Raw genomic sequence first — 22,420 nt, forward strand, 5'->3', positions numbered from 1 at the left:
GCGCGCCACGACCGGACACCAACTCCCTGGCGTCCCACACCGAGCAGATCGGTCAGCGCGTCCTGCGCTTCAGACCGACTCCACCTGCCGGCGAAAACTGAAATAACGGCGCAGCGCGTCGACCAGTTCGACGTACTCCGTCGGCGCCGCCGCCAGGCTGAAGCCCGAATCGTAGTTGCCCGGATTGACGTCCTCGCGGCACCACTGGCAGGTGGCGGCGAACTCGATCAACTGCAGCTTGCCGTCATGCCCGGGGATCTTCAGGCGCATTTCGAAGCGGCCACCCACCAGCATCGGCAGCTGGCTGATGAGGAGCAGCCCGTCCAGCGACACGTTGCCCAGGTAACCCATCGGTTTGTCGGTGATGCTGTTGAACACCTTCAGGTAGTAGGGCAGCTGATGGCGCTCGATATGTCGTTGATGACGCATAATGGCGTTTCGCTATGAGATATCGTCCAGTATGACGATGCTGCCCGCCGGGGGCCAGTCCTAACGACAACCTTCCGCCAGTCGTGCGCTAAGCGCCTGACGAGCGGCGTCGACCTGTGCATCGCTGTAGTAAGTCCTGTCGCCACTGCCGTCCTGCGAGAAGTAGCGCCCGCCATGACTGAGCGACTCCAGGTCATGACGCCACTTCGCACACTGCTGGTCCAGCTTGGCCTGCTGCTGCGCCGCCTGGCTCTGCGCGGCCGCGCTTTCATCTCGACGCGCATCGTAGAAGCGGCGGGTGCGTTCCTCCCGCTCGCGGGTCGCCGCGTCACGCTCGACGACCTGCGGCTTGACCTCGACGCGTTGCGCCCCTGGCGGTGGTGTTTCGCTGAAGTGCACCTTTCCCTGAGCGTCGGTCCAGCGGTAGATATCCGCCGAAGCGAGCAGGGGGAAACACCAGGCGCAAAGCCACAGGGCGCGCATTCGTACCTCCTTGCACAAAGCACTCAAGAGATTAGCCAGCTAGCGGCCTGGCTCAAGTTCGCCACCGACCGGCGGTCAGGGGGTAGCCGGGTAGGTACGCGAATCGCCGGGCAGCCGACCGTTGAGACGCAGTGTCTCCAGGCGTGCCTTGGCCCGGTAAGCATACTCGCTGGTGGGGTAGCGGGCGATGATGAACTGGTAGGTCTGCGCCGCGTCGACGTAGAACTTCTCACGCTCCAGGCACTGCCCGCGCAGCATGGAGATTTCCGGCTGGATCCACGGCCGCGCGCGGGCCTTGCGCTCTGTCTCGGACAGCTCCAGCTGCACGCGCTGGCAGTCGCCGCTCTTGTACGCGCGGTAGGCGTTGTTCAGGTGATAGTTCATCGACCAGCTGGTGCAGCCGGTAACACTCAGCGCCAGCAGCGCGAGGAAAAGGGTTCGCATGGGCATATCCTCCGTTGGGAAGTGTATCGGCCCGTCTTGGCCGTACTGTAGCCCGCCACTAGACTCACGTGGACCTCGCCCTGGCGCAAAGGAGTTGCCATGCGTTTCGTCCATGCCCTGCCCCTCGTCATGCTGCTGCCTTGGCTCACCGCCTGCGCCCCTACCACGCCGTTGTTCGTCGCGCAGATCACCACCGGTGAAGTCGCGGAGTACAAACAGCTCAAGAACAAGCGCATGACCGCCGCGGTGGAAGAAGAAGGCGACCTGCTCACCTACAGCGCCCAGGCCATCCGCGATGGCAAGAGCGCCGAGGCCGAGAAGCTCTATCTCACCGGCTACGACAATACCCGCTACAGCCCGGAAGTGCGGGCGATCGCCCTGTACCAGATCGGCCTGATCTATATGAGCCGCTACAACGACCAGCGCGATGACCAGAAGGCCATGGACTACTTCCAGCGCATCGACCGCGAGTTCCCCGGCACCAAGGCTGCCGAACATGCCGACGCGCGAGAGCTGATCATCCGCCAGCGCGCCAAGGACCCGGTGCAGAAAACCGCGAAACAACTGTTGGCCGATTGGCAGCCGCAGTACAACCTGAACCTGAACAAGCCGACCCTCGATCCGGACATGACCCTGCTGTCACGCCGTGCCGTCCTCAAGGACCGTGTTGACGAGGCCGCGCAACTTTACCTGCTGGGCGCCAACGATCCAGCCATTCCGCCGGACATCCGCGAGAAGGCGCTGTACCAGCTGGGATTGATGTACATGGCCCCGGACAACCCCCACCCGGACCGCGAGAAGGCCATCGCCTACCTGCGCCGCCAGCTCGCCGAATTCCCCAACGGCGAGCTGGCCGACAAGGGCGCCCGCCATCTGGACCGTGCGCTGAACCAGACCTCGCCACGCAGCTGACGGCAAACCCGGCGCGCCGCTGAGCCACATCAAGGCGCGCGGCAGGCGCCAGTGTCTACGCTTGCTCTGCATTGAGCGCAGAGCAAGCGAGGACTCCGCCATGAAGCTGCAGCACCTGCTCGTCATCATCGACCCGACCCGCGAGGACCAGCCCGCCCTCACCCGCGCCCGCTGGATCGCCCAGCGCTGCGGCGCGCGCCTGGAACTGCTGGCCTGCGAATACAACCCGGCGCTGGACAACGCACTGCTACTGGAGCGCGGCGACCTCGACGCCGCCCAGCGCAACCTGCTGGACGAACGCCTGGCCTGGCTGCAAGCGCTGGCCGAACCGCTGCGCGACGGCGGCCTCGATGTGCACTGCCAGGTACGCTGGGGCAAGTCCCTGCACCACCAGGTCGTCCTCCACTGCGAGCAGACCACGCCCGACCTGGTACTCAAGTCCGCGCACCACCACAGCCTGCTCAAGCGCCTGCTCCTCACCAACAACGACTGGCAGCTGATCCGCCACTGCCCACAGCCGCTATGGCTGGTGCAGCATGGCGAGTGGGCCGGCAGGAACCTTTGCGCCGCCGTCGACCCGCTGCACAGTGGCGACGTCCCGGCCGCGCTGGACCACCGGCTGATCACGGTGGCCCGCGAACTGGAGCAGCGCCTGCAACTCGACGCCCATTACCTGCACGCCTATATGGCCCTGCCGCACACCCTGGCGTTCAACGCCGAGCTGCTGGCCGACTACGATGACTATGTGCTGCGCACCGAGGCGCATCACCGCAAAGCCTTCGACGCCCTGCTGGCCGGTTATCCACAGATCGACCGCACACGTACTCACCTGGGCCAAGGCTTCGCCGAGGAAGTCATCCCCACCTATGTGAAGGAGCACGGCATCGATCTGCTGCTGATGGGCGCTGTCGCCCGCGGACAGCTCGACAACGCACTGATCGGCCAGACCGCCGAGCGGGTCTTCGAGGAAGTCGAATGCGATCTGCTGGTGATCAGACCCGGCCCCTGAGAGAGCCACCTGAAAGAGTCATCTGAAAGAGAGTAAGATGGCGCCCTGGCTGCCTCGGACCCGCTCGCGGGGCAACCTGACCGCTGCTTTCCCCTAGGAGTCCCGCATGTCCCTTCGCCGCACCAAGATCGTCGCCACCCTCGGCCCAGCCAGCAATTCCCCCGAAGTCCTGGAACAGCTGATCCTCGCCGGGATCGACGTCGCCCGCCTGAACTTCTCCCACGGAACTCCCGACGAACACCGCGCCCGTGCCCAACTGGTACGCGATATCGCCGCCAAGCACGGCCGCTTCGTGGCGCTGCTGGGCGACCTGCAGGGTCCGAAGATCCGCATTGCCAAGTTCGCCAACAAGCGCATCGAACTGGCGGTCGGCGACACCTTCCGCTTCTCCACCAGCCACCCGCGCACCGAAGGCAACCAGCAGGTCGTGGGCATCGACTACCCGGACCTGGTCAAGGACTGCGGCATCGGCGATGAGCTGCTGCTGGACGATGGCCGCGTAGTCATGGTGGTGAAGGAAGTGAAGGCAGACGAACTGGTCTGCGAAGTCCTGATCGGCGGCCCGCTGTCCGACCACAAGGGCATCAACCGTCGTGGCGGCGGCCTCACCGCGCCGGCCCTGACCGAGAAGGACAAGGCCGACATCAAGCTGGCCGCGAGCATGGACCTGGACTACGTCGCCGTGTCCTTCCCGCGTGACGCCAAGGACATGGAATACGCCCGCAGCCTGCTCACCGAAGCCGGTGGCACCGCCTGGCTGGTGGCCAAGATCGAGCGCGCCGAAGCGGTGGCCGACGACGAAGCCCTGGACGGCCTGATCCGCGCCAGCGACGCCGTGATGGTGGCCCGTGGCGACCTCGGCGTGGAAATCGGCGACGCCGAGCTGGTGGGTATCCAGAAGAAGATCATTCTGCACGCACGCCGCTACAACAAGGCCGTGATCACCGCGACCCAGATGATGGAGTCGATGATCCACAACCCGATGCCGACCCGCGCGGAAGTCTCCGACGTGGCCAACGCCGTGCTCGACTACACCGACGCCGTGATGCTCTCCGCCGAATCCGCCGCCGGCGAGTACCCGGTGGAAGCGGTCAAGGCCATGGCGCGCATCTGCGCCGGCGCCGAGAAGCACCCGACCACCAAGAAGTCCAGCCACCGCATCGGCCAGACCTTCGAGCGCTGCGACGAGAGCATCGCCCTGGCCACCATGTACACCGCCAACCACTTCCCGGGCATCAAGGCGATCATCTGCCTGACCGAAAGCGGCTACACCCCGCTGATCATGTCGCGCGTCCGTTCCTCGGTACCGATCTTCGCCTACTCCCCGCACCGCGAAACCCAGGCCCGCGTGGCGCTGTTCCGCGGCGTGGAGACCATCCCGTTCGACCCGGCTGCGCTGCCGCCGGAACGTGTCAGCCAGGAGGCCGTCGACGCGCTGCTGCAGCGTGGCGTGGTGACCAAGGGTGACTGGGTGATCCTGACCAAGGGCGACAGCTACACCACCCAGGGCGGCACCAACACCATGAAGGTGCTGCACGTGGGCGACCTGCTGGCCTGATCCTGCGTTCGGAGCAAAAAAAGGCCGCCCTTCGGGGCGGCCTTTTCATTTCCGTTGCCGGGGCCGTGTTGGAGCGAGTTTGCTCGCGAACCAGGATCGCAGCGGGGGCTTGTTCGCGAGCAAGCACTGGGCGTGCCCCTCGGTCCTACAAGGAACAAAAGCTCGCGCTGCTCAATTCCTGTCCAATCCGCGCCAAGGCCTATGGCGCCTGGCTTGCAGCGGTTGCATCAGAGCTTATCCACAGCACCTTCCACATCTACTGTGGGCAACCTGCACGGCATCGCTCAAATACCGCTCAATCCCCTGCAGGCCATGCGCGGCGTGGGTTCTGCAGGTTGCCCCAGAGCTTATCCACAACGCGTTCCACAGATTGTGTGGGCAAACTTTCCTGGCGATGCAGACCAGCGCGCTCCTGCGCCACCAGAGAATCCGGTTGGTGCTCCCTGTAGGAGCGAGCTTGCTCGCGAACATCCTGCCCAACAGCACCGATGCCAATCTGTACGCCGACAGGCAGCGCTTACAGGAACTTCGAGAAGTCCGGCTGGCGCCGCTGGGTGAAGGCGCTCAGCGCCTCGTGGGCTTCGGGCGAATGCAGGCGCTGGACGAAATGCTGGCCCTCCTCCGCCACGACGCGGCGCAGCTCTTCGATGAAGGGCGCTTTCAGCAGACGCTTGCTCAGCGCCACAGCCGCCGGAGGTAGTTGCTGGAAGGCCTGGCAGACCTCGCGGGCACGCTCCAGCGCAGCCGCGCCATCGTCCAGCGCCTCATTGGCGATGCCGTAGGCCACGGCCTGCTCGCCGGTAAAACCTTCACCGCGCAGCAACAGGCTGGAAGCCTTCACCGGGCCAACCAGGCGCGGCACCAGGAAGCTGGAACCGAACTCCGGGCACAGGCCGAGGTTGACGAAGGGCATCTTCAGCTTGGCGCCCTTGGCGATGAACACCTGGTCGCAATGCAGCAGCAGCGTGGTGCCGATACCCACGGCCGGGCCCGCGACGGCAGCGACCACCGGCTTGGTGAACTCCATCAGCGCGCGCATGAAGCGGAACACCGCGCTGTCCGGGCCGCTGGGCGGTTCCTGGAGGAAGTCGACGATATCGTTGCCGCTGGTGAAGCACTCGGCGTTGCCGGTGATCAGCACCACGCGCACCGAACGATCCTCCTGTGCCGCCTCCAGGGCATCGGCGAGCCCCGCATACATGGTGCGGGTCAGCGCGTTCATCTTGTCCGGACGGTTCAGGCGCAGGGTCAGCAGTCCCTCTTCGCGCTCGACGAGAATCTGTTCGCTCATGGCAATTCCTTGTTCTTATTGAAGTGAGGGGACCGGTTCAGGCGTGGGGCAGGAACAGGTCGGCCAGCGTCTGGCCACGGGGCACGCCGCAGAGGTAAAGGCGGCGGGCGAAGGCATCGACGCTGGCGGGATGGCCGCAGAGTAAGGCGAGGGTTCGCCGCGAAACAAGCCGGAGTTGCGCCAAAACCTCGGTCGACTCGGCCGTGGTCATCAGCGTCACATCCAGCTCGGGCTGGCTGGCGGCCAGGGTTTGCAGGGGTTCGGCGAGGTAGTGGCCAGCGCGATCATGGGCCTGGTGAATGACGCGGATCGGCCCGCTGTGATGCTGGCGCAGTGCCTCGCGCAGGATGCCCCAGAGCGGAGCCAGGCCGGTGCCGGAGGCCATCAGCAGCAAGGGTCGTTCGTGCCATTCCGGATCGTAGTGCAGCGCGCCTCCGCGCAGTTCCCCCAGGCGTACAGCGTCACCGATCTTCAGCTCACGGGCGAAATCGGCGAAGGCGCCGCGCTCGCGACAGTCGATGTGGAACTCCAGCCAGGGATCGAGCCCCGGCACGCTGGCCAGTGAATAAGGCCGCGCCACACCGTCGGCGCTCCAGAGAATCAGGTGTTGCCCGGCGCTGTAGCGCAGCGGGCGTTGAGGGATGAGCCGAAGACGCAGGGTATCCGGCGCCGGCCAGTCCAGCTCGGCAACACTGGCAGGCAGCCCGTCGCGCTGCGGATCGAAGGTTTCCACCGCAATATCGTCGACCACCCGGCACTGGCAGGACAACCGCCAGCCCTGGTCTCGCCGTGCAGCATCGAGGGCGTCGGGCAGGGCATCGAGGACTTCGCCCTGCGTGCAACGCACCAGGCAGGCATGGCAGCTGCCGGCCCGGCAACTGTAGGGCACGGCGATGCCCGCCCCGCGCAGGGCATCGAGCAGGTTGACTCCGGGGCTTACCGAAAAGCGTTGCGATCCGGCCTGTATCTCAGGCACGCGTCCACTCCCATGCGGCATCGCAGCGGTTGCGTCCGCTGCGTTTCGCACGGTAGAGCGCCTGGTCGGCCCGTTGCAAGGCCTCGTCGAGGTCATCGTTGGCGTCGAGCAGCGTCATGCCCGCCGACAAGCTCAGGCTTTCGATATTCACACCCACCGGCTCTGCCGCGGCATAGGCCATCCGCAGGCGTTCACAGCAGGTGGTCAGGCGGTCGGCATCGGCGTTGGGCAGCAGCAGGACGAATTCCTCGCCGCCGTAGCGTGCCAGCACGTCGCCTTCTCGCAGGCAGGCCCGCGCCACGGCAGCAAAGGTCTGCAGCACACGGTCGCCGGCGGCGTGGCCATGGACATCGTTGATGCGCTTGAAGTGGTCCAGGTCGATCAGCGCCAGGCCGTGTCGCTGACCCTCACGCATTTCTTCCAGCGCGCGGCCGGCCAGACGGAGGAAATGCCGGCGGTTGAACAGCCCGGTGAGTTCGTCGGTGGCCACCAGGTCTTCGAGCTGACGCATCATGCCGCGCAGCGTGTCCTGGTGCGCCTGCAGCGCATACCGGCGCTGGCGCATGCGTTGGCGCAACGACTGCACGTAGCCGGCGAACAGGCTCAGCCAGGTGAGCACGATGAACAGCACCAGCAACTGCAACACGGCCTGCGCCGGCAGTTGCAGGCGTTGCTGGAAGGCTTCGTGGAGGTTCAGGCCGGCGAAGGCGATGAAGGCCAGCGCCGCGCAGCGGGCGAACACCCTGGGCTGTAACTGGAAGACGCCGAACAGCAGGATCAGCACGTAGAGCACCATCAACGTGCCGCGCGCGGTATCCACGTTGGCCAGGAACAGGGTGTGCCAGACCACCGCCACCAATACCTGCGGCTCGGTCATGCTCGGGTCGGTGAAACGCTGGTTGCGCCCGGTAAGGAACAGCCAGCCGAACACCAGCTGACTGCCGGCGACCAACAGGGTGCAGGTCAGGGCAAAGCTGACGGGCGCACGGTAGAACTCGCCGAACACGGCCAACCACAACAACAGCAGCGCCAGGGCATAGGTCCCGAGGGCCATGCCGAATCGCCTGATGAGTAGTTTTTGTAAGGCGTGCTGCTTCAGAGGTGGTTTCAGCGTGCTCATGGGGCTCCGTCCCGTAATGGCACCTTGCCCTCACTCTACTATCAAAGCGCCCCAGTGCCTAGCCGATCGGAATGTGGGCGGCCCTGGCAAGGTTCAGAGTCCATCTGGGACCAAGGTCGGATCGCTGGCGGGTGCGCGGCAAGCAGCCGCGGCGGTATACTACGGCGCCTTTTTTCGCCGCAGCCGTGTCGGCGAATTCCCGATGTAACAGGCGAGAGCCTGTACTACCCGCCTGACTTTCCTGCCTGAAGAGGACCGTGCTCCATGGCCGTGATCAAGCAAGACGACCTGATCCAGAGCGTCGCCGATGCCCTGCAGTTCATCTCCTACTACCACCCGGTTGATTTCATCCAGGCCATGCATGAGGCCTACCTGCGCGAAGAATCGCCGGCCGCCCGGGACTCGATGGCGCAGATCCTGATCAACTCGCGCATGTGCGCCACCGGTCATCGCCCGATCTGCCAGGACACCGGTATCGTCACCGTGTTCGTCCGCGTCGGCATGGACGTCAGTTGGGCCGGCGCCACCATGAGCGTCGACGACATGATCAACGAAGGCGTGCGTCGCGCCTACAACCTGCCGGAGAACGTCCTGCGCGCCTCCATCCTGGCCGACCCGGCCGGTGCGCGTAAGAACACCAAGGACAACACCCCGGCGGTGATCCACTACTCCATCGTCCCCGGCAACACCGTGGAAGTGGACGTCGCGGCCAAGGGCGGCGGCTCCGAGAACAAGTCGAAGATGGCCATGCTCAACCCGTCCGACTCCATCGTCGACTGGGTGCTGAAGACCGTTCCGACCATGGGCGCCGGCTGGTGCCCGCCGGGCATGCTCGGCATCGGCATCGGCGGTACCGCCGAGAAGGCCGCGGTGATGGCGAAGGAAGTCCTGATGGACGAGATCGACATCCACGAGCTGAAGGCCCGCGGCCCGCAGAACAAGATCGAGGAAATGCGTCTCGAACTGTTCGAGAAGGTCAACCAGCTGGGCATCGGTGCCCAGGGCCTGGGCGGCCTGACCACCGTGCTCGACGTGAAGATCATGGACTACCCGACCCACGCCGCCTCGCTGCCGGTCTGCATGATCCCCAACTGCGCCGCCACCCGCCACGCACACTTCGTGCTCGACGGCTCGGGCCCGGCCGAACTGGAAGCGCCGTCGCTGGACGCCTACCCGGAAATCGTCTGGGAAGCCGGCCCGTCCGCGCGCCGCGTCAACCTCGACAGCATCACCCCGGAAGAAGTGCAGAGCTGGAAGCCGGGCGAGACCATTCTGCTCAACGGCAAGATGCTCACCGGCCGCGACGCTGCGCACAAGCGCATGGTCGACATGCTGAACAAGGGCGAAGAACTGCCGGTGGACCTGAAAGGCCGCTTCATCTACTACGTCGGCCCGGTTGATCCGGTCGGTGACGAAGTGGTTGGCCCGGCAGGCCCGACCACCGCGACCCGCATGGACAAGTTCACCCGCCAGATCCTCGAGCAGACCGGTCTGCTGGGCATGATCGGCAAGTCCGAGCGCGGCCCCATCGCCATCGAGGCGATCAAGGACAACAAGGCCGTCTACCTGATGGCCGTGGGCGGCGCCGCCTACCTGGTCGCCCAGGCGATCAAGAAGTCCAAGGTCCTGGCCTTCGCCGAACTGGGCATGGAAGCGATCTACGAGTTCGAAGTGAAGGACATGCCGGTGACCGTCGCGGTCGACACCAATGGCGAGTCGGTGCACATCACCGGCCCGGCCATCTGGCAGAAGAAGATCGCCGAGAACCTGGCGGTGGAAGTGCAGTGATCACTGCGTGACCGCCCCATGAAAAGCCCGGCCATGTGCCGGGCTTTTTCATGGGCGGGAATTTTTTGGCATCGGCGTATGGGCGGACCCATCGCGGATAAATACGCCACTGCGTTCCCCTGTAGGAGCGAGCTTGCTCGCGAACACAGTTCCCGGCGGCACCGGGGCAGGGCGTCCCCCTCGCCCCAACAAAAAAGCACGCAGCGGATATCAGGCGCTGCGCGGCACCCGGTTCAGCTCCACGACGTTGTCACGGCGCTGGGCGAGGAAGCGCGTACAGCTCACCCGCAGGAAGGAAGCGAAGTTCACCACCTCCCCGCGATAGTCCATCACCTCGTCATAGAGCTTGGCGATCAACTGGTTGGTGGTCATGCCGTCCACCTCGGCGATCTCCCGCAGGATGTCCCAGAACTGGTTCTCCAGGCGCAGTGTGGTGACCACGCCACGGATGCGCAGCGAGCGGGAGCGCGACTCATAGAGGATCGGGTCGGCCTTTACATAGAGTTCGCACATGGACGGTTTCTCCAGCTTCGATGTCGTGCCAGTTTACAGGCTGATCCTGGTGCCCAGCACATCGAGGAACTTTGCCAGCCACGCAGGGTGCGCCGGCCACGCGGGCGCGGTGACCAGGTTGCCATCGACGTGCGCGGCATCCACCGGGATGTCCACGTACTCACCACCGGCCAACGTCACTTCCGGACCGCAAGCCGGATAGGCGCTGCATGCACGGCCCTTGAGCACACCGGCAGCGGCCAGCAGCTGGGCGCCGTGGCAGACGGCAGCGATGGGCTTCTTCGCGGCGTCGAAGGCTTTCACCAGCTCGATCACCTTCGCGTTCAGGCGCAGGTATTCCGGGGCGCGACCGCCAGGGATCAGCAGCGCGTCGTAGTCGTCGGCACGTACATCGGCGAAGTTGGCATTGAGGGCGAAGTTGTGACCGGGCTTCTCGCTGTAGGTCTGGTCGCCCTCGAAATCGTGGATCGCAGTGCGGATGCTCTGGCCGGACTTCTTGTCCGGGCAGACGGCGTGGACGGTGTGCCCGACCATCAGCAGTGCCTGGAACGGCACCATGGTTTCGTAGTCTTCAGCGTAGTCGCCGACCAGCATCAGGATCTTCTTCGCGGCCATCTTGGGCATCCTCCCGGCAGGGCCCAGCCGTGGCGGCGGGGCATGCGGGAGAGCTTAGACAGTCACGCTGGCGGCGGGGTAATACGCCGCTACTACACCGCCACGCGCTGGGCGAGCCACACACTGTTCGGCAGCAGTAGACGATGCTGTCGTGCATCCACTGCGCTGTGCGTGAGCGCGCCAAAATCAGCTGCTGGCAAACCCATCCGACAAACGACGGAATCGCGGTGCCCACCCAGGAAAAACACATATTCCGAAGGCACCGCCGCGGCTAGAATCGGCGAGAAAAGCCCGCGCTCACGAGCGCATCTCCGGATGGCCCCGCCATGCGCAACCTGCCGCCCCTGACCATGCTCCGCGTCTTCGAAGAAGTGGCCCACCATCGCAGTTTCAATCGTGCGGCCGATGCATTGAACGTCACCCAGGGAGCTGTCAGCCGGCAGATCAAGCAGCTGGAGGAATACCTCGGGATCAGCCTTTTCCTGCGAACGCCACGCGGCCTGACGCTCACCGAAGCCGGGAGCGCCCTCGCCCCTCACCTGAGCGATGCCTTCGATCAGATGGAGCGTGCCCTGCAGGCCGTGCGCGTGCCCAATCTGCGCCAGCGCCTGCGCATCCTCGCGCCACCCACCTGGGGCACTCGCTGGCTGTCGCCGCGGCTGCGGACCTTCCTGCAGCGCTACCCGGATATCAGCCTGAGCGTTACCAATCACCCGGACGGAGAAAGTGCCGGCGAACTGGACTGCCGCATTCGTTTCGGCCTGCAACAAGCCACGCATTGCCACAGCGAACTGCTGGTGATGGAACGCCACATCGCAGTGGCCAGCCCGGAGCTGTTCGACGACGAGCAACCGCCGGAGCTCAGCGCTCACCCGCTGCTGCACATCCTCCACGAAGGCAAGCGCCTGAAGGTCTGGGAAAACTGGCTGGAGGCGGTGGGCAGGACGGACGTGGATGCCAGCAGCGGCATCGAATTCAGCACCCTCGACCAGGTGATCCATACCGCGCTGGCTGGCGGCGGGCTCGCGGTGATCGACCGGCAGATGATCGAGCGTGAACTGGCGGCAGGCAGCCTGCTGCCGATCACCCCAATCGAGGTGATCGGCCCCTATGGCTACTGGCTGGACATTGCGACGGACAAATGCGGCCTGTCAAAAGTGCAGCGTTTTCAGGACTGGCTGAACCTGGTCAGCAACCCCTGAGCGCACTCCGCGCCCAGGAACTGCCGGCGCCGATCAGACTGTGGCGACCTTGGTCGTCACGGCCTGATCGGCGCCATCCGCCTCGCCACGACCGCAATCGGTGAGCGTGAGGTACTTGGTTTCCGGCGCCCAGGCGATGGAGATGATCGCGCCGAACAGGAGGATGCCGGCGAGGATCGCCATGGTCGGGTTGAGCCCGATGCCCGCCACGCTGACCGGCAGCAGGAAGGTGCTCAGGGCCGAGCCCAGGCGGCTCGCCGCAGTGGCAAGGCCGATGCCGCCAGCGCGCACTTCGGTGGGGAAACTCTCCGCCGGATAGACGCCCACCAGGTTGCTCACCGCCGACAGCACCAGGGTGAACAGGCCGAAGCACGCCACCATCAGCCAGGCCATGCTGCCGGGCAGCAACACCAGCAGGAACAGCGAGGCAGCGAGGATCAGGAAGGAGTTGATCAGGAAGCCGCGGCGGCTGAACTTGATGGTGCACCAGATGCCCAGCAGCGCGCCGATGATCAGCAGTGCGTTAAGCATCATCTCGGTGCCGAAGCCTTCGGCCAGCCCCATCCTCTGCAGGATCGACGGCAGGAAGGTGTAGATGGCGAAGTACGGCATGACGATGCAGATGAAGAACAGGCAATTGAAGGCGGTGCGCTTGCGGTATTCGCGGCTGAACAGTGCCTTGTAGCCGCTGTGCTTGCGATTGATGACTTCCTCGTCGATCTCCACGTTGGCGCCCAGGTGTTTGTGCACGATGGCGCGCGCTTCTTCGATCCGGCCCTTGTAGACCAGCCAGCGCGGCGACTCCGGCGTGCCGATGCGGGCGATCAGGATCATCGCGGCGGGGATCGCCGAGGATGCCAGCATCCAGCGCCAGGCATCATCGCCCAATGGCAGCATGGCGGTGCCGACGAAGGTGGCGGCGACGTAGCCGAAGGTCCAGATCACACTGAACGAGCCCAGCAGTACGCCTCGATGCTTGCGCGGGGAGAATTCGGCGAGCATCGCATGGCCGACGCTGAAGTCGCCGCCCAGGCCGATGCCGATCAGCACCCGGCAGAGGAACAGCTGCAGCGCGGATTCGACGTAGAACTGCATCACCGAGGCAATAGTGATCAGCACGAAGCTGATGAGAAAGATCTTCTGCCGCCCCAGGTGGTCGGAAACCCAGCCGAAGAACAGGCTGCCCATGAACAGGCCGAGCAGGGCGGAGCTGCCGATCAGGCCCTGCCAGAAGGGTGTCAGCGCCATCTGCGGGTTGATCAGGGTGAAGGCGATGCCGATGAGGCCGAGGATGTAGCCATCGGTGAAGTGGGCGCCGAACGTGAGGCCGGCGATCTTGATGTGGAACCTGCCGATGGGCAGGTCATCGATTTTGACTGTTTGACCCGACATGATCGTCTCCGATTTTTTGTTATTGGAAAAACAGCGAGGTAGGGCCGCCGCGCCATGAACAATGGCGCGGCGGCTGTGGTAGAACTCCTTGGTGGGTCGTCAGGCGGACAGGCCGCCCATGAGCAGGTACTTGATCTCCACGTAGTCCTCGATGCCGTACCGGGAACCTTCGCGGCCCAGGCCCGATTCCTTGATGCCGCCAAAGGGCGCGACTTCGGTGGAAATGATGCCTTCGTTGATGCCGACCATGCCGGCCTCCAGCCCTTCGGCCATGCGCCAGACGCGGCCGATATCGCGGCTGTAGAAATAAGCGGAGAGCCCGTAGGGCGTATCGTTCGCCAGACTCAGGACTTCAGACTCGTCGCGGAAGCGGAAACAGGCGGCGACTGGGCCGAAGGTTTCCTCACTGGCAATCAGCATCTGCGCATTCGCCTCGGCCAGCACGGTCGGCTCGTAGAACGTGCCGCCGAGGGCGTGGCGACGACCACCACACATCAGCTTCGCGCCGTTCTCCAGTGCGTCGCCGACATGCTGCTCGACCTTGGCCAGTGCCGCCTCGTTGATCAGCGGGCCCTGCTCGGTTTCGCCATCCAGCGCGTTGCCCACACGCATCTCGCTGACTGCCTTGGTCAGGCGCGAGACGAACGCTTCGTAGACGCGCTCCTGGATATAGAAGCGGTTGACGCACACACAGGTCTGCCCGGTGTTGCGGAACTTCGAGGCCATGGCGCCGCGCACGGCGGCGTCGATGTCGGCGTCGTCGAAGACGATGAAGGGAGCGTTGCCACCCAGCTCCAGCGAGACTTTCTTCAGCGTCTCCGCCGCCTGGCGCATCAGCAGCTTGCCGGTGCGGGTCGAGCCGGTGAAGGACAGCTTACGCACCGCGCCGGACGCCTGGATCGCACCACCAATGGCAGGCGCGTCTCCGGAGACGATGTTGAACACGCCCGCCGGAATGCCCGCTTCTTCCGCCAGCACCGCAAGGGCGAAGGCGGAAAGCGGGGTTTCTTCCGACGGTTTGAGAATCATGGTGCAGCCTGCCGCCAGCGCCGGGCCAACCTTGCGGGTGACCATCGCCAGCGGGAAGTTCCACGGCGTGATCGCGGCGACCACGCCGATGGCCTGCTTGATCACCACGATGCGCGCATCGCCCTTGTGCGAGGGAATCACATCGCCGTAGACGCGCTTGGCTTCCTCGGCGAACCACTCGAGGAAGCTCGCCGCGTAGGCGACTTCACCCTTGGCCTCGGCCAGCGGCTTGCCCTGCTCGGTGCTGAGCAGACGCGCGAGGTCGTCCTGGCGCTGCAGCATCAGCTCGCCCCAGCGGCGGATGCGCGCGCTGCGCTCCTTGGCGGTCAGGGCGCGCCAGGCCGGCAGCGCACGTTCGGCGGCAGCGATGGCGGCGTCGGTTTCCTCGGCGCCACCACGGGCTACGTCGACGATCAGCGCGCCAGTGGCCGGGTTGCGCACCGGGTAGGTCGCGCCACCCGTCACCCATTTTCCATCGATGTAGTGGCCGGTTTTCAGCAGCGCGCTCATGCCACCGCCTCCGTCAGCGCGAAGGCTTCGCGCATGGGCCGGGCGGCACGCAGGATGCGCTTGCCGGCGGTGTAGTCGTTGATCACGTCACAGGGTGTGTAGTTGCGCTCCAGCTCGTAGATTTCCTCATCGTCGAGACGAGTCTCCAGCGCGGCCAGGGCGCTGTCGAACTGCGCGGTGGTGTCGGCGCCAACCAGCATGCAATCCACACCGGAATGCTGCAGCACCCAGGCCTGGGCGATCTGCGCATTGGACACGCCACGGCGCTGCGCGACGCGCTGCACGGAACGGGCAATCTCGAAGGACGCCTCGTCGGCGTACATCTGCTGGGTAAAGAAGTCGGTCTGGTTGCGCGTGGAGTTCGCATCGCCGGTCAGCAGGCCGCGCGCCAGCGGGCTGAACACCGAAACGCCGAGGCCCTGGTCGCGGCAGAACGGGATCATCTCGCGCTCTTCCTCGCGGTAGGCGCAGTTGAGCTGCAGCTGCATGTTGATCGGCTTGACCCAGCCGTTGCGCTCGCAGGCCATGAGGATCTTCGCCAGCTGGCCGGTGAGCATGGTGGACACGCCGATGTAGCGGGCCTTGCCGGCGCGGACGATGTCGTTCATCGCGCCCATGACCTCTTCCACCGGCGTGTTCACATCGTAGAAGTGCAGCATGTACAGGTCGACGTAATCCATGCCCATGCGCTTCAGGGAGGCGTCGATGCCATCCATGATGTGCTTGCGCGAGTGACCGCTGGCGTTGATGCCCGGACGGGTGCCATAGCCGACCTTGGTGGTGATCACCACATCCTCGCGGCGCACCAGGCGCTTGAGGATACGGCAGACCACTTCCTCGCCGACGCCGGCGGAATAGAAGTCGGCAAGGTCGATGAAGTTCACGCCGGCATCCAGCGCGTGCTTCACGATCGGCTCGCTTTTCTGTTCATCGAAGATCCACGGCTTCCAGTCCGGGGTGCCCATGTTCATGGTGCCCAGGCACAGCTTGGAAACCTGCAGGCCGGAGTTGCCGAGACGGATGTATTGCATGGCGCGCACCTCAGGCCTTGGGGGTGTAGAAGGGGTTGGCGATGGCGTTGACCACGTCGGCCAATTGAGCACGCTCGGGCTTGCAGCTCAGCGCCGCGCGGATCGCGGTGCGGCAGGCGTTGTAGTTGTTCAGGTAGACGGCATCGAGGTCGTCGCAGCCCGGGTTGACCCAGTTGGCGGTGACGATGGCCCACTCGTCCTCGGCTTCGGGCGGCAGGGTGCCGTCCAGCAGCGCTTCGGTAACGGCCTTGGCGATACCGGCCTGGGACGCACCCCAGGTGGCGTTGGCGTGCAGGTCACCGTTGATCTCGGCCTTGTTCACATAGAGGGTCATCGGCTTGACCGGGATGTTCGGCTGGGCGATCACCATGAACGGGCAGTGCCCCTGGCTGGGCGATGCGAGGCTGCTGGAAAACGCCTGGCCGGCCGGGCCGCTGCGCGGGCCGAGCAGGATGTTGATGTGCGCGGCGTTGACGCCGGGGCCTTCGAAACCTTCACCGATGTACAGGTCGAGTTTTTTCATGGGGTACCTCATGCAAACGTGGGGTGTAAGAAAGCCCGGGCACGCTCGGGCGGCCCGTGGCAAAACCGGCGGAGGACGCCGGGGGAAAACGAGTCGGGATCAGCTATCGACGGGCCAACGGGACGGGTGCGCGAAGGCACCGGCCAGGCCGGAGTGCAGAGGACGGATCGAGGGCGGGGAAAGCAGGAAGGAAGTCATGTCGCGTCGCTCTTTGTTGTTGTCGATGAGCTGGTGCGACGATTTTTAGCACCGGGCCCGAGCGGCCCGGTAACCACAAAAACTCAAGGAGCTATGAGTTGCCCTCATAACTCCAGAGGGGCGTGAATCTCACAAACCGATACGCTCGAAGAAGCCCGGCCCTTCGACTTCCTTGCCACTGGCGGCGATGCTCACCGGCTCCTGCACCTGGCGCGTGGCGGGGATTTCCCGCGAGCCCAGTTCCTTGCCCACCAGTTGCAGCGGGCCGGCGCCCTGGCCGGCGGTGTGCTCGTATTTGGGTGGGGTGTGGGTTTCGTCGTAGCGCAGGTAATAAACCTCGCCAGCGCGGGCCTCCAGGGTGAAACCGGCGATCAGGGTGAAGTCCAGGCTGCCACCGGCGAAGAAGGTCCAGAAGCTGCCCAGCAGCGGGCGGCGCATCTGCAGTGGATAACTGCCGGGGGCGAAGTGCAGGGTGAAGTAGCCGTTGCTCGGCAGGCTGCCGATCAGCTCGTTGTTGAGGAACAGCCCCGGCGCTTCCAGTTCTTCATCGGACCACTGGTTCTGCGGCCGGTAGAGGTACACCGTGGCCTGCTGCGAATCCGCGGGCTGCGCACTGTACGGCGGCCCATCCACCGCGCCGAAGAAGGCGCCGGGCGAACTGCAGCCGGCCAGCATCAGGAGAAAGGCGCACAGGGCCGGTCGGAGCATGGAAAGTCCCTCTTATGGTTATGCCCGGAGCATAACCACCGCGCCGGGGCTTGCCACCCGTCGAAAGTCCGGGTCGAAGAGTTCACACAAACGCCAGGGCGAGCCCCGCTCATCCCAACCTGTTTGACACTGCCGCACCCAGGGCGAAGTATTACCCGGTATTACCTTTAACTACACAGGTGCCGCCATGGCCACTTCAGTCAAACTCGACGAGGAAATGCTCGCCCGCGTCCGCGAGCTGGCCGAACTGCGCCAGCGCTCGCCGCACTGGATCATGCGCGAAGCCATCGGCCAATACGTCGTGCGTGAAGAGCAGCGCGAGAAGCTCAAGCGCGACACCGAGCAGGCCTGGGAAGAATTCCAGGCGACCGGCCAGCACGTCACTGCCGAAGCGGTGGAGAGCTGGCTGAACAGCTGGGGCGATGAGGACGAGCAAGCCGCACCGAAATGCGAGTGATCTACGCGCCCGCGGCGCTTCGCGACCTCGACCGCCTGCGCCGATTCCTCCGGGAAACCAATCCCACCGCCGCCCGCCGTGCCGGCCAGATCATTCTCCAGGCCACCCAGGCGCTGGGAGCCTATCCGCAGATGGGGCGACTGATCGATGACCTGCCGATCGAATTCCGCGAATGGCCCATCGACTTCGGTGACAGCGGCTACATAGCCCGCTACCACATCGATGGGGAAACACTGGTCATCCTCGCGGTCCGCCACCAGCTCGAAGCCGGTTACTGAACCCGAGTCAGGTGAGTTCCTTGAGCCAGAACATCATCGACTTGGCAGTCTCCCGTTGCTCGCCGATATCGCGCCAGTGGTATTCGGTCTGCAGGGAAGGTTGCGGAGTGAAGCCGCGCTGCAGCCAGAAGGCATCCGGCGAGCGGTAGCTGACGGGGCGTGCGGAGTGCTCCGGCGGCCGCCGAAGGGCGCAGAAGGCCGCCCAATCGAAGCGCCCCAGGCCACGTGCAAAGCGCTCGCGTTCCTCGAAGAAACGCAGGTAGAGAGCGGCGCTGCGGTACTCCGGCAGAACCACTGACTCGCCAAAATAGAAGATTCGCTCCGGGTTCCAGCCCTGCGCCAGGAACGGCTGCTGGAAAGTCTCGGCCTCGTCCAGCAGCGGCAGCCCTGTCGAAGCTCCCACTACCCTGCCCTCATCGATCACCAGCAGGCACAGGCTCCAGGCCGATCGCACATGGCCGTCGAGGTACCCGGCTTCATATTCCGGACTGCCGTCGTAGAGGTACGGATACTCGCGGAACACGGTGATGCGCAGTCGCGCCAGATCATCGATGAACGGGCGAAGGGCGTCGCCGCTGAGCAGGCGGAACTCGACGGGCATGGTGGTTTTCTTCCGCAAAGGGCCGCAGCGGCGGCGCTGCAGAAAACCTAGCACGGGTAGCGCAGGTCGGCGGAGCTGGTGAGGGGCGGGGGAGTATCTGGTTCGCGAGCAAGCTCGCTCCTACGAAGAGCGCAACCTGCAGGACCGAGGGGGACGCCGAGTCCTTGCTCGCGAACGGCCCAACGATGGATTACGACTCGGTAACCACCCGTCGCCGCGGGGCTGGCGGTGTGGGCGGCGCCGGCAACAGGTGGCGCACCAGCCATTTGCGCACCGGCACCACGCAGCGCTCCTGTACCAGCACGCAGCTGGTGACCATGAACAGCAGGAACAGCGGATACAACCAGATCGACAATTGCTGGTGAGTCGCCGACTCGACGCAGAAGGCCCAGTCCGCGAGGCAGTCTCCCGGTGCGCGAATCAGTTTCTCCGTCCGCGAGAACAGCGTGAACAACGGCACGTGCAGAGCGAACAACGACAGTGACGCCGCCCCCAGCCGTGGCGACCAGTGCCGCACCAGGTTGCTCTTCGGGTCGCGCGGCAAGGCGCTCATGTAGACCAGCATCAGTTGCGCCGGCAACAGCAGGCCGTTGTGCAGCAGGAAGTACCAGAACTTGGCGCCGTGGGTGTAGAGGTAATCGGCGACCAGGAAGTTGGCCAGCACGAACGCGCCCATCGCCACCAGCACTCCGCGGCCGGGCAGGCGGCCGGCGTCCTTGTACTCGCGGAACAGCCCGTAGGCGAGGATCCCGCTGAGGAACTCCGGCAGGCGCAGCAATGGGTTGCGGTGCAACAGCCCGGTCCAGGGCATGCCGTACTGTTCGCTCGCGACCACCAGCAGCGGCGGGATCAGGTACACGCCCCAGAGCACCAGCAGCCAGCGCCATTTGTGCTGCAGCCGCGCCAGGCGCGGGGCGACGAAGGGGAAGCAGAGGTAGAAGAAGAACAGCGTCGACAACGACCACAGCGGCGCGTTGAAGGTCAGGTAATACGGGTTCCACGCCTGCAGCATGGTCAGCTGCAGGATGCTGTTGAACAGCAGTTCGCGGTCGCTCATCCAGTGGTGGAACAGCTCCGGCTGCAGCCGGCCGATGGCCTCGTTGGTGTCGTAGATGACGAAGCGCGGCGTGGCCTGGTCCAGGTCCGGGCCGATGCCCAGCCCGCTGACCACCAGCAGCACGGCGATGGTCAGCAGGATCGAGAAGATGTGCAGCGGGTAGAGGTTGGACAGGCGCTTGGTGAAGAAGCTGCGCGGGCTCTTACGGAGCTGTCCGTCGGTGACGTAGACGTGGCACAGCAGGAAGCCGGAAAGCACGAAGAACGTGCTGGTGGCGAAGAAGCCCAGAGCAGTGAGGTCATCGAGGCCGGCGAACTTCTGCTCGGCGGGGTAGCTGTGCAACGTGTGGTAGATCACCACGTACAGGCCCATCAGGAAGCGCAGCCATTCCAGCCCGATGAATCGTTCCTTGCGATTGGTCTCCACGCCTCTCTCCTTCTCGACAGACAACAACGACGTCAGCGGCGGCGGTCGAGGAAGTTCACCACCAGTCGGTCCAGCGAGCCCCACAGCCGCTCGCGCAGACGCTTCCACCAAGGGCGCGCGCGCCAGAAGCCCAGGTCGATCTCGCGGCTCTGCGCGAAGTCGGCGGCCAGGCAGTCGGCCACTGCCGCCGTGAATTGCGGATCGAACGCTTCTACATTGGCCTCCAGATTGAACCGAAGGTTCCAATGATCGAAGTTGCACGAGCCGACGCTGACCCAGTCATCGACCAGTACCATCTTCAGGTGAAGAAAGCGCGGCTGGTACTCGAAGATCTTCACCCCGGCACGCAGCAGGCCGGGGTAATAGCGTTGGCCAGCGTAGCGCACCGGCGCGTGGTCAGTCAGCCGGCCAGTGAGCAGCAGGCGCACATCGACACCACGTTGTGCGGCCTTGCGCAGCGCCCGGCGGACCTTCCAGGTCGGCAGGAAGTACGGCGTCGCCAGCCACACCCGCTGGTGCGCACCGCGCAGCGAGCGCACCAGCGCCTGGAGGATGTCGCGATGCTGGCCGGCGTCCGCGTAGGCCACCCGCGCCAGGCCTTCGCCGTAGTTGGGGATCGGCGGCAAGCGGGTCAGCAGGACTTCCTCCCGCGGTTTCCAGGCCCGTACGCCAAGGCAGGCATTCCACTGCCGCTCGAACAGCCGCTGCCAGTCGGCAACGATGTGGCCGGTCAGCTCCACCATCACTTCGTGCCAGTCGCTGCGGTTCTCACGCGCGGACCAGAATTCGTCAGTCGCGCCAGTGCCGCCGACATAGGCGATGCGTTCGTCCACCAACAGCAGCTTGCGGTGATCGCGGTATAGATTGCGCAGGCCGGCCTTCCAGTTCAGCGGGTTGTAGTGGCGCAGTTCGCCGCCCGCCTCCAGCAGTTGCCGCGTCCAGGCGCTGGAAAGCTTCAGGCTGCCGAAGGCATCGAACAGGCAGCGCACCTTGACGCCCCGCGCTCGGGCGGCCAGCAGGCGATCCAGCAGCGCCTCGGCGCAGCTGCCGCTTTCCACCAGGTAGAGTTCCAGTTCGATCTGCCGCTCGGCGCTGTCGATGGCTTCGAACATGCGCGGAAAGAAGCGCTCTCCGTCGCAGAGCAGGGCGAAGCGGTTGCCCGTTCGCCAGGGGAATATCGGGCCGCTCACCGCGAGGCGAAGATCAGCACGGCGCCCACCGGCACCGACAGGCCGATACTCTTCAGCCCGGCCAGTTTGCGCAGCTGCGCCACGCCCGGCGCGAGGCCGAAGTCGGCGGCGTTGATCACCAGCGGCGAGAGGGTCACCACCTGGAAGCGGTGCTCGTCCAGGCGGGTGATCAGCACGTCGGTGCGATAGTCCTTCGCCTGGCCGTTGAGCTCCAGGCGCAGTGGCAGGCGCATCTCCAGTTGTACGCCACTGGCCAGTTCGGTGATCGGGCGCAGGTCGATGCGCGAGGTAATGCGCGCCTCGGGAAACTTCTCGGTATCGAACAACTTGTCGCGCAGGCGCTCATCGCGCAGCGGAATGCCACTGCTCACCGAATCCATCTCGATGCGCAGCTCCACCTGGCCCTGCTCCTCCACCTTGCCGTGCATCACCAGGAAGCGGTTTACCTCGGCGATATCGGCGTTCTTGGTGGTGACGAAGGTCAGCCGCGAGGACTCGTAGTCGAGGTACCAGGCCGCCTGGGCGGAAGCGGCGAAGCAGGCCGCGAAAAGGAAGGCGAACAGCGAGCGCATGAAATCCCTTACATGGAAACGGATGGACCAACGGCCAACGATAGCGGCCCGCCGTCGGCTTGCAAACCAGCCGAGCGGCGAGCCCTTTGGGCAGGCGCCGGCGCCAAT

At 65.1% G+C, this 22,420-nt stretch carries 24 protein-coding genes; 7 read left to right on the top strand and 17 right to left on the bottom strand.

All coding sequences use genetic code 11. The features are described from left to right. Positions 1-69: 69 nt before the first annotated feature. From A6723_RS24140 to A6723_RS24150, 3 genes are all read right to left on the bottom strand, one after another. Positions 70-429, bottom strand: coding sequence for a PilZ domain-containing protein (locus A6723_RS24140; RefSeq protein ID WP_024762632.1), 360 nt, complete (start codon positions 427-429; stop codon positions 70-72). Positions 430-489: 60 nt separating this feature from the next. Next, complete coding sequence (locus A6723_RS24145; RefSeq protein WP_054908617.1) at positions 490-912, bottom strand: DUF4124 domain-containing protein; 423 nt, start codon at positions 910-912, stop codon at positions 490-492. A 75-nt stretch (positions 913-987) separates the two neighbouring features. Further along, positions 988-1,356: a lipoprotein gene (locus A6723_RS24150; RefSeq protein ID WP_024762630.1), complete on the bottom strand. Its 369-nt coding sequence runs from the start codon at positions 1,354-1,356 to the stop codon at positions 988-990. Positions 1,357-1,455: 99 nt separating this feature from the next. On the opposite strand from A6723_RS24150, the gene A6723_RS24155 reads away from it, so the two are divergent. The 3 genes from A6723_RS24155 to pyk all read left to right on the top strand — a co-directional run bounded on the left by A6723_RS24155 (position 1,456) and on the right by pyk (position 4,835). Continuing rightward, a complete protein-coding gene (locus A6723_RS24155) occupies positions 1,456-2,268 on the top strand; it encodes a tetratricopeptide repeat protein (protein ID WP_054908616.1) in 813 nt (270 codons plus the stop codon). A gap of 100 nt (positions 2,269-2,368) precedes the next feature. Then, positions 2,369-3,277, top strand: a complete 909-nt coding sequence (locus tag A6723_RS24160; protein WP_054908615.1) for a universal stress protein — start codon at positions 2,369-2,371, stop codon at positions 3,275-3,277. Between the two features lie 106 nt (positions 3,278-3,383). Beyond that, complete coding sequence (gene pyk / locus A6723_RS24165) at positions 3,384-4,835, top strand: pyruvate kinase (protein WP_054908614.1); 1,452 nt, start codon at positions 3,384-3,386, stop codon at positions 4,833-4,835. A gap of 517 nt (positions 4,836-5,352) precedes the next feature. Here the strand turns inward: pyk and A6723_RS24170 are convergent. From A6723_RS24170 to A6723_RS24180, 3 genes are read right to left on the bottom strand one after another with little or no spacing between them, the layout of a single operon-like run. Further along, positions 5,353-6,126: an enoyl-CoA hydratase-related protein gene (locus A6723_RS24170; RefSeq protein WP_045211038.1), complete on the bottom strand. Its 774-nt coding sequence runs from the start codon at positions 6,124-6,126 to the stop codon at positions 5,353-5,355. 37 nt (positions 6,127-6,163) lie between these two features. After that, a complete protein-coding gene (locus tag A6723_RS24175; protein ID WP_054908613.1) occupies positions 6,164-7,102 on the bottom strand; it encodes an iron-sulfur-binding ferredoxin reductase in 939 nt (312 codons plus the stop codon). Further along, on the bottom strand, positions 7,095-8,222 hold the full coding sequence (locus A6723_RS24180; RefSeq protein ID WP_054908612.1) for a diguanylate cyclase: 1,128 nt from the start codon (positions 8,220-8,222) through the stop codon (positions 7,095-7,097). The genes A6723_RS24175 and A6723_RS24180 overlap by 8 nt, the downstream gene beginning before the upstream one ends. A 264-nt stretch (positions 8,223-8,486) precedes the next feature. On the opposite strand from A6723_RS24180, the gene A6723_RS24185 reads away from it, so the two are divergent. Then, positions 8,487-10,010 (top strand): fumarate hydratase, encoded by a 1,524-nt coding sequence (locus tag A6723_RS24185; protein ID WP_054908611.1) that lies wholly within the window; start codon positions 8,487-8,489, stop codon positions 10,008-10,010. Positions 10,011-10,220: 210 nt separating this feature from the next. On the opposite strand, the gene A6723_RS24190 is transcribed toward A6723_RS24185, so the two are convergent. Together A6723_RS24190 and A6723_RS24195 are read right to left on the bottom strand one after the other, a co-directional pair. Next, positions 10,221-10,523 carry a ribbon-helix-helix domain-containing protein gene (locus tag A6723_RS24190; RefSeq protein WP_017519692.1) on the bottom strand — a complete coding sequence of 101 codons (303 nt, stop codon included), beginning with the start codon at positions 10,521-10,523 and terminating at the stop codon, positions 10,221-10,223. Between the two features lie 33 nt (positions 10,524-10,556). Beyond that, a complete protein-coding gene (locus A6723_RS24195) occupies positions 10,557-11,138 on the bottom strand; it encodes a DJ-1/PfpI family protein (protein WP_054908610.1) in 582 nt (193 codons plus the stop codon). 326 nt (positions 11,139-11,464) lie between these two features. Here A6723_RS24195 and A6723_RS24200 point away from each other — a divergent pair, with 326 nt between their 5' ends. After that, complete coding sequence (locus A6723_RS24200; RefSeq protein ID WP_054908609.1) at positions 11,465-12,340, top strand: LysR substrate-binding domain-containing protein; 876 nt, start codon at positions 11,465-11,467, stop codon at positions 12,338-12,340. A 33-nt stretch (positions 12,341-12,373) separates the two neighbouring features. On the opposite strand, the gene A6723_RS24205 is transcribed toward A6723_RS24200, so the two are convergent. The 5 genes from A6723_RS24205 to A6723_RS24225 all read right to left on the bottom strand — a co-directional run bounded on the left by A6723_RS24205 (position 12,374) and on the right by A6723_RS24225 (position 17,731). Further along, positions 12,374-13,732, bottom strand: a complete 1,359-nt coding sequence (locus A6723_RS24205) for an MFS transporter (protein WP_054908608.1) — start codon at positions 13,730-13,732, stop codon at positions 12,374-12,376. A gap of 99 nt (positions 13,733-13,831) precedes the next feature. Beyond that, complete coding sequence (locus tag A6723_RS24210) at positions 13,832-15,271, bottom strand: NAD-dependent succinate-semialdehyde dehydrogenase (protein WP_054908607.1); 1,440 nt, start codon at positions 15,269-15,271, stop codon at positions 13,832-13,834. Then, positions 15,268-16,302, bottom strand: coding sequence for an aldo/keto reductase (locus A6723_RS24215; RefSeq protein WP_054908606.1), 1,035 nt, complete (start codon positions 16,300-16,302; stop codon positions 15,268-15,270). The genes A6723_RS24210 and A6723_RS24215 overlap by 4 nt, the downstream gene beginning before the upstream one ends. Before the next feature lie 10 nt (positions 16,303-16,312). After that, a complete protein-coding gene (gene fae, locus A6723_RS24220; RefSeq protein ID WP_054908605.1) occupies positions 16,313-16,825 on the bottom strand; it encodes a formaldehyde-activating enzyme in 513 nt (170 codons plus the stop codon). Between the two features lie 327 nt (positions 16,826-17,152). Then, entirely contained in the window at positions 17,153-17,731 is a 579-nt protein-coding gene (locus A6723_RS24225; RefSeq protein ID WP_054908604.1) for a DUF2846 domain-containing protein, read from the bottom strand. 187 nt (positions 17,732-17,918) lie between these two features. Between A6723_RS24225 and A6723_RS24230 the strand changes: the two genes are divergently transcribed. Beyond that, the gene (locus tag A6723_RS24230; protein WP_024762620.1) at positions 17,919-18,188 is read left to right on the top strand and encodes a CopG family ribbon-helix-helix protein; all 270 of its coding nucleotides are present in this window, start codon (positions 17,919-17,921) and stop codon (positions 18,186-18,188) included. Further along, the gene (locus A6723_RS24235) at positions 18,179-18,466 is read left to right on the top strand and encodes a type II toxin-antitoxin system RelE/ParE family toxin (protein ID WP_054908603.1); all 288 of its coding nucleotides are present in this window, start codon (positions 18,179-18,181) and stop codon (positions 18,464-18,466) included. The genes A6723_RS24230 and A6723_RS24235 overlap by 10 nt, the downstream gene beginning before the upstream one ends. A gap of 7 nt (positions 18,467-18,473) precedes the next feature. Here the strand turns inward: A6723_RS24235 and A6723_RS24240 are convergent, their stop codons facing one another. The 4 genes from A6723_RS24240 to A6723_RS24255 form a co-directional block, all read right to left on the bottom strand. Then, positions 18,474-19,067 (bottom strand): hypothetical protein, encoded by a 594-nt coding sequence (locus A6723_RS24240; protein WP_054908602.1) that lies wholly within the window; start codon positions 19,065-19,067, stop codon positions 18,474-18,476. Positions 19,068-19,257: 190 nt separating this feature from the next. Beyond that, a complete protein-coding gene (locus A6723_RS24245; RefSeq protein WP_054908601.1) occupies positions 19,258-20,550 on the bottom strand; it encodes an acyltransferase in 1,293 nt (430 codons plus the stop codon). A gap of 32 nt (positions 20,551-20,582) precedes the next feature. After that, positions 20,583-21,740: a phosphatidylserine/phosphatidylglycerophosphate/cardiolipin synthase family protein gene (locus A6723_RS24250; protein ID WP_054908600.1), complete on the bottom strand. Its 1,158-nt coding sequence runs from the start codon at positions 21,738-21,740 to the stop codon at positions 20,583-20,585. After that, positions 21,737-22,312 (bottom strand): YceI family protein, encoded by a 576-nt coding sequence (locus tag A6723_RS24255; RefSeq protein ID WP_054908599.1) that lies wholly within the window; start codon positions 22,310-22,312, stop codon positions 21,737-21,739. The genes A6723_RS24250 and A6723_RS24255 overlap by 4 nt, the downstream gene beginning before the upstream one ends. Between the last annotated feature and the right edge of the window lie 108 nt (positions 22,313-22,420).

Source organism: Pseudomonas sp. AU11447, from assembly GCF_001672555.2.
Classification (GTDB): domain Bacteria; phylum Pseudomonadota; class Gammaproteobacteria; order Pseudomonadales; family Pseudomonadaceae; genus Pseudomonas; species Pseudomonas nitroreducens.

Coding starts and splice junctions, on each gene's coding strand:
- A6723_RS24215 (WP_054908606.1), bottom strand. CDS start 16,302: ATGCAATACATCCGTCTCGGCAACTCCGGCCTGCAGGTTTCCAAGCTG.
- fae (WP_054908605.1), bottom strand. CDS start 16,825: ATGAAAAAACTCGACCTGTACATCGGTGAAGGTTTCGAAGGCCCCGGC.
- A6723_RS24155 (WP_054908616.1), top strand. CDS start 1,456: ATGCGTTTCGTCCATGCCCTGCCCCTCGTCATGCTGCTGCCTTGGCTC.
- A6723_RS24235 (WP_054908603.1), top strand. CDS start 18,179: ATGCGAGTGATCTACGCGCCCGCGGCGCTTCGCGACCTCGACCGCCTG.
- A6723_RS24255 (WP_054908599.1), bottom strand. CDS start 22,312: ATGCGCTCGCTGTTCGCCTTCCTTTTCGCGGCCTGCTTCGCCGCTTCC.
- A6723_RS24240 (WP_054908602.1), bottom strand. CDS start 19,067: ATGCCCGTCGAGTTCCGCCTGCTCAGCGGCGACGCCCTTCGCCCGTTC.
- A6723_RS24190 (WP_017519692.1), bottom strand. CDS start 10,523: ATGTGCGAACTCTATGTAAAGGCCGACCCGATCCTCTATGAGTCGCGC.
- A6723_RS24145 (WP_054908617.1), bottom strand. CDS start 912: ATGCGCGCCCTGTGGCTTTGCGCCTGGTGTTTCCCCCTGCTCGCTTCG.
- pyk (WP_054908614.1), top strand. CDS start 3,384: ATGTCCCTTCGCCGCACCAAGATCGTCGCCACCCTCGGCCCAGCCAGC.
- A6723_RS24150 (WP_024762630.1), bottom strand. CDS start 1,356: ATGCGAACCCTTTTCCTCGCGCTGCTGGCGCTGAGTGTTACCGGCTGC.
- A6723_RS24140 (WP_024762632.1), bottom strand. CDS start 429: ATGCGTCATCAACGACATATCGAGCGCCATCAGCTGCCCTACTACCTG.
- A6723_RS24180 (WP_054908612.1), bottom strand. CDS start 8,222: ATGAGCACGCTGAAACCACCTCTGAAGCAGCACGCCTTACAAAAACTA.
- A6723_RS24195 (WP_054908610.1), bottom strand. CDS start 11,138: ATGGCCGCGAAGAAGATCCTGATGCTGGTCGGCGACTACGCTGAAGAC.
- A6723_RS24200 (WP_054908609.1), top strand. CDS start 11,465: ATGCGCAACCTGCCGCCCCTGACCATGCTCCGCGTCTTCGAAGAAGTG.
- A6723_RS24185 (WP_054908611.1), top strand. CDS start 8,487: ATGGCCGTGATCAAGCAAGACGACCTGATCCAGAGCGTCGCCGATGCC.
- A6723_RS24170 (WP_045211038.1), bottom strand. CDS start 6,126: ATGAGCGAACAGATTCTCGTCGAGCGCGAAGAGGGACTGCTGACCCTG.
- A6723_RS24230 (WP_024762620.1), top strand. CDS start 17,919: ATGGCCACTTCAGTCAAACTCGACGAGGAAATGCTCGCCCGCGTCCGC.
- A6723_RS24210 (WP_054908607.1), bottom strand. CDS start 15,271: ATGAGCGCGCTGCTGAAAACCGGCCACTACATCGATGGAAAATGGGTG.
- A6723_RS24205 (WP_054908608.1), bottom strand. CDS start 13,732: ATGTCGGGTCAAACAGTCAAAATCGATGACCTGCCCATCGGCAGGTTC.
- A6723_RS24225 (WP_054908604.1), bottom strand. CDS start 17,731: ATGCTCCGACCGGCCCTGTGCGCCTTTCTCCTGATGCTGGCCGGCTGC.
- A6723_RS24160 (WP_054908615.1), top strand. CDS start 2,369: ATGAAGCTGCAGCACCTGCTCGTCATCATCGACCCGACCCGCGAGGAC.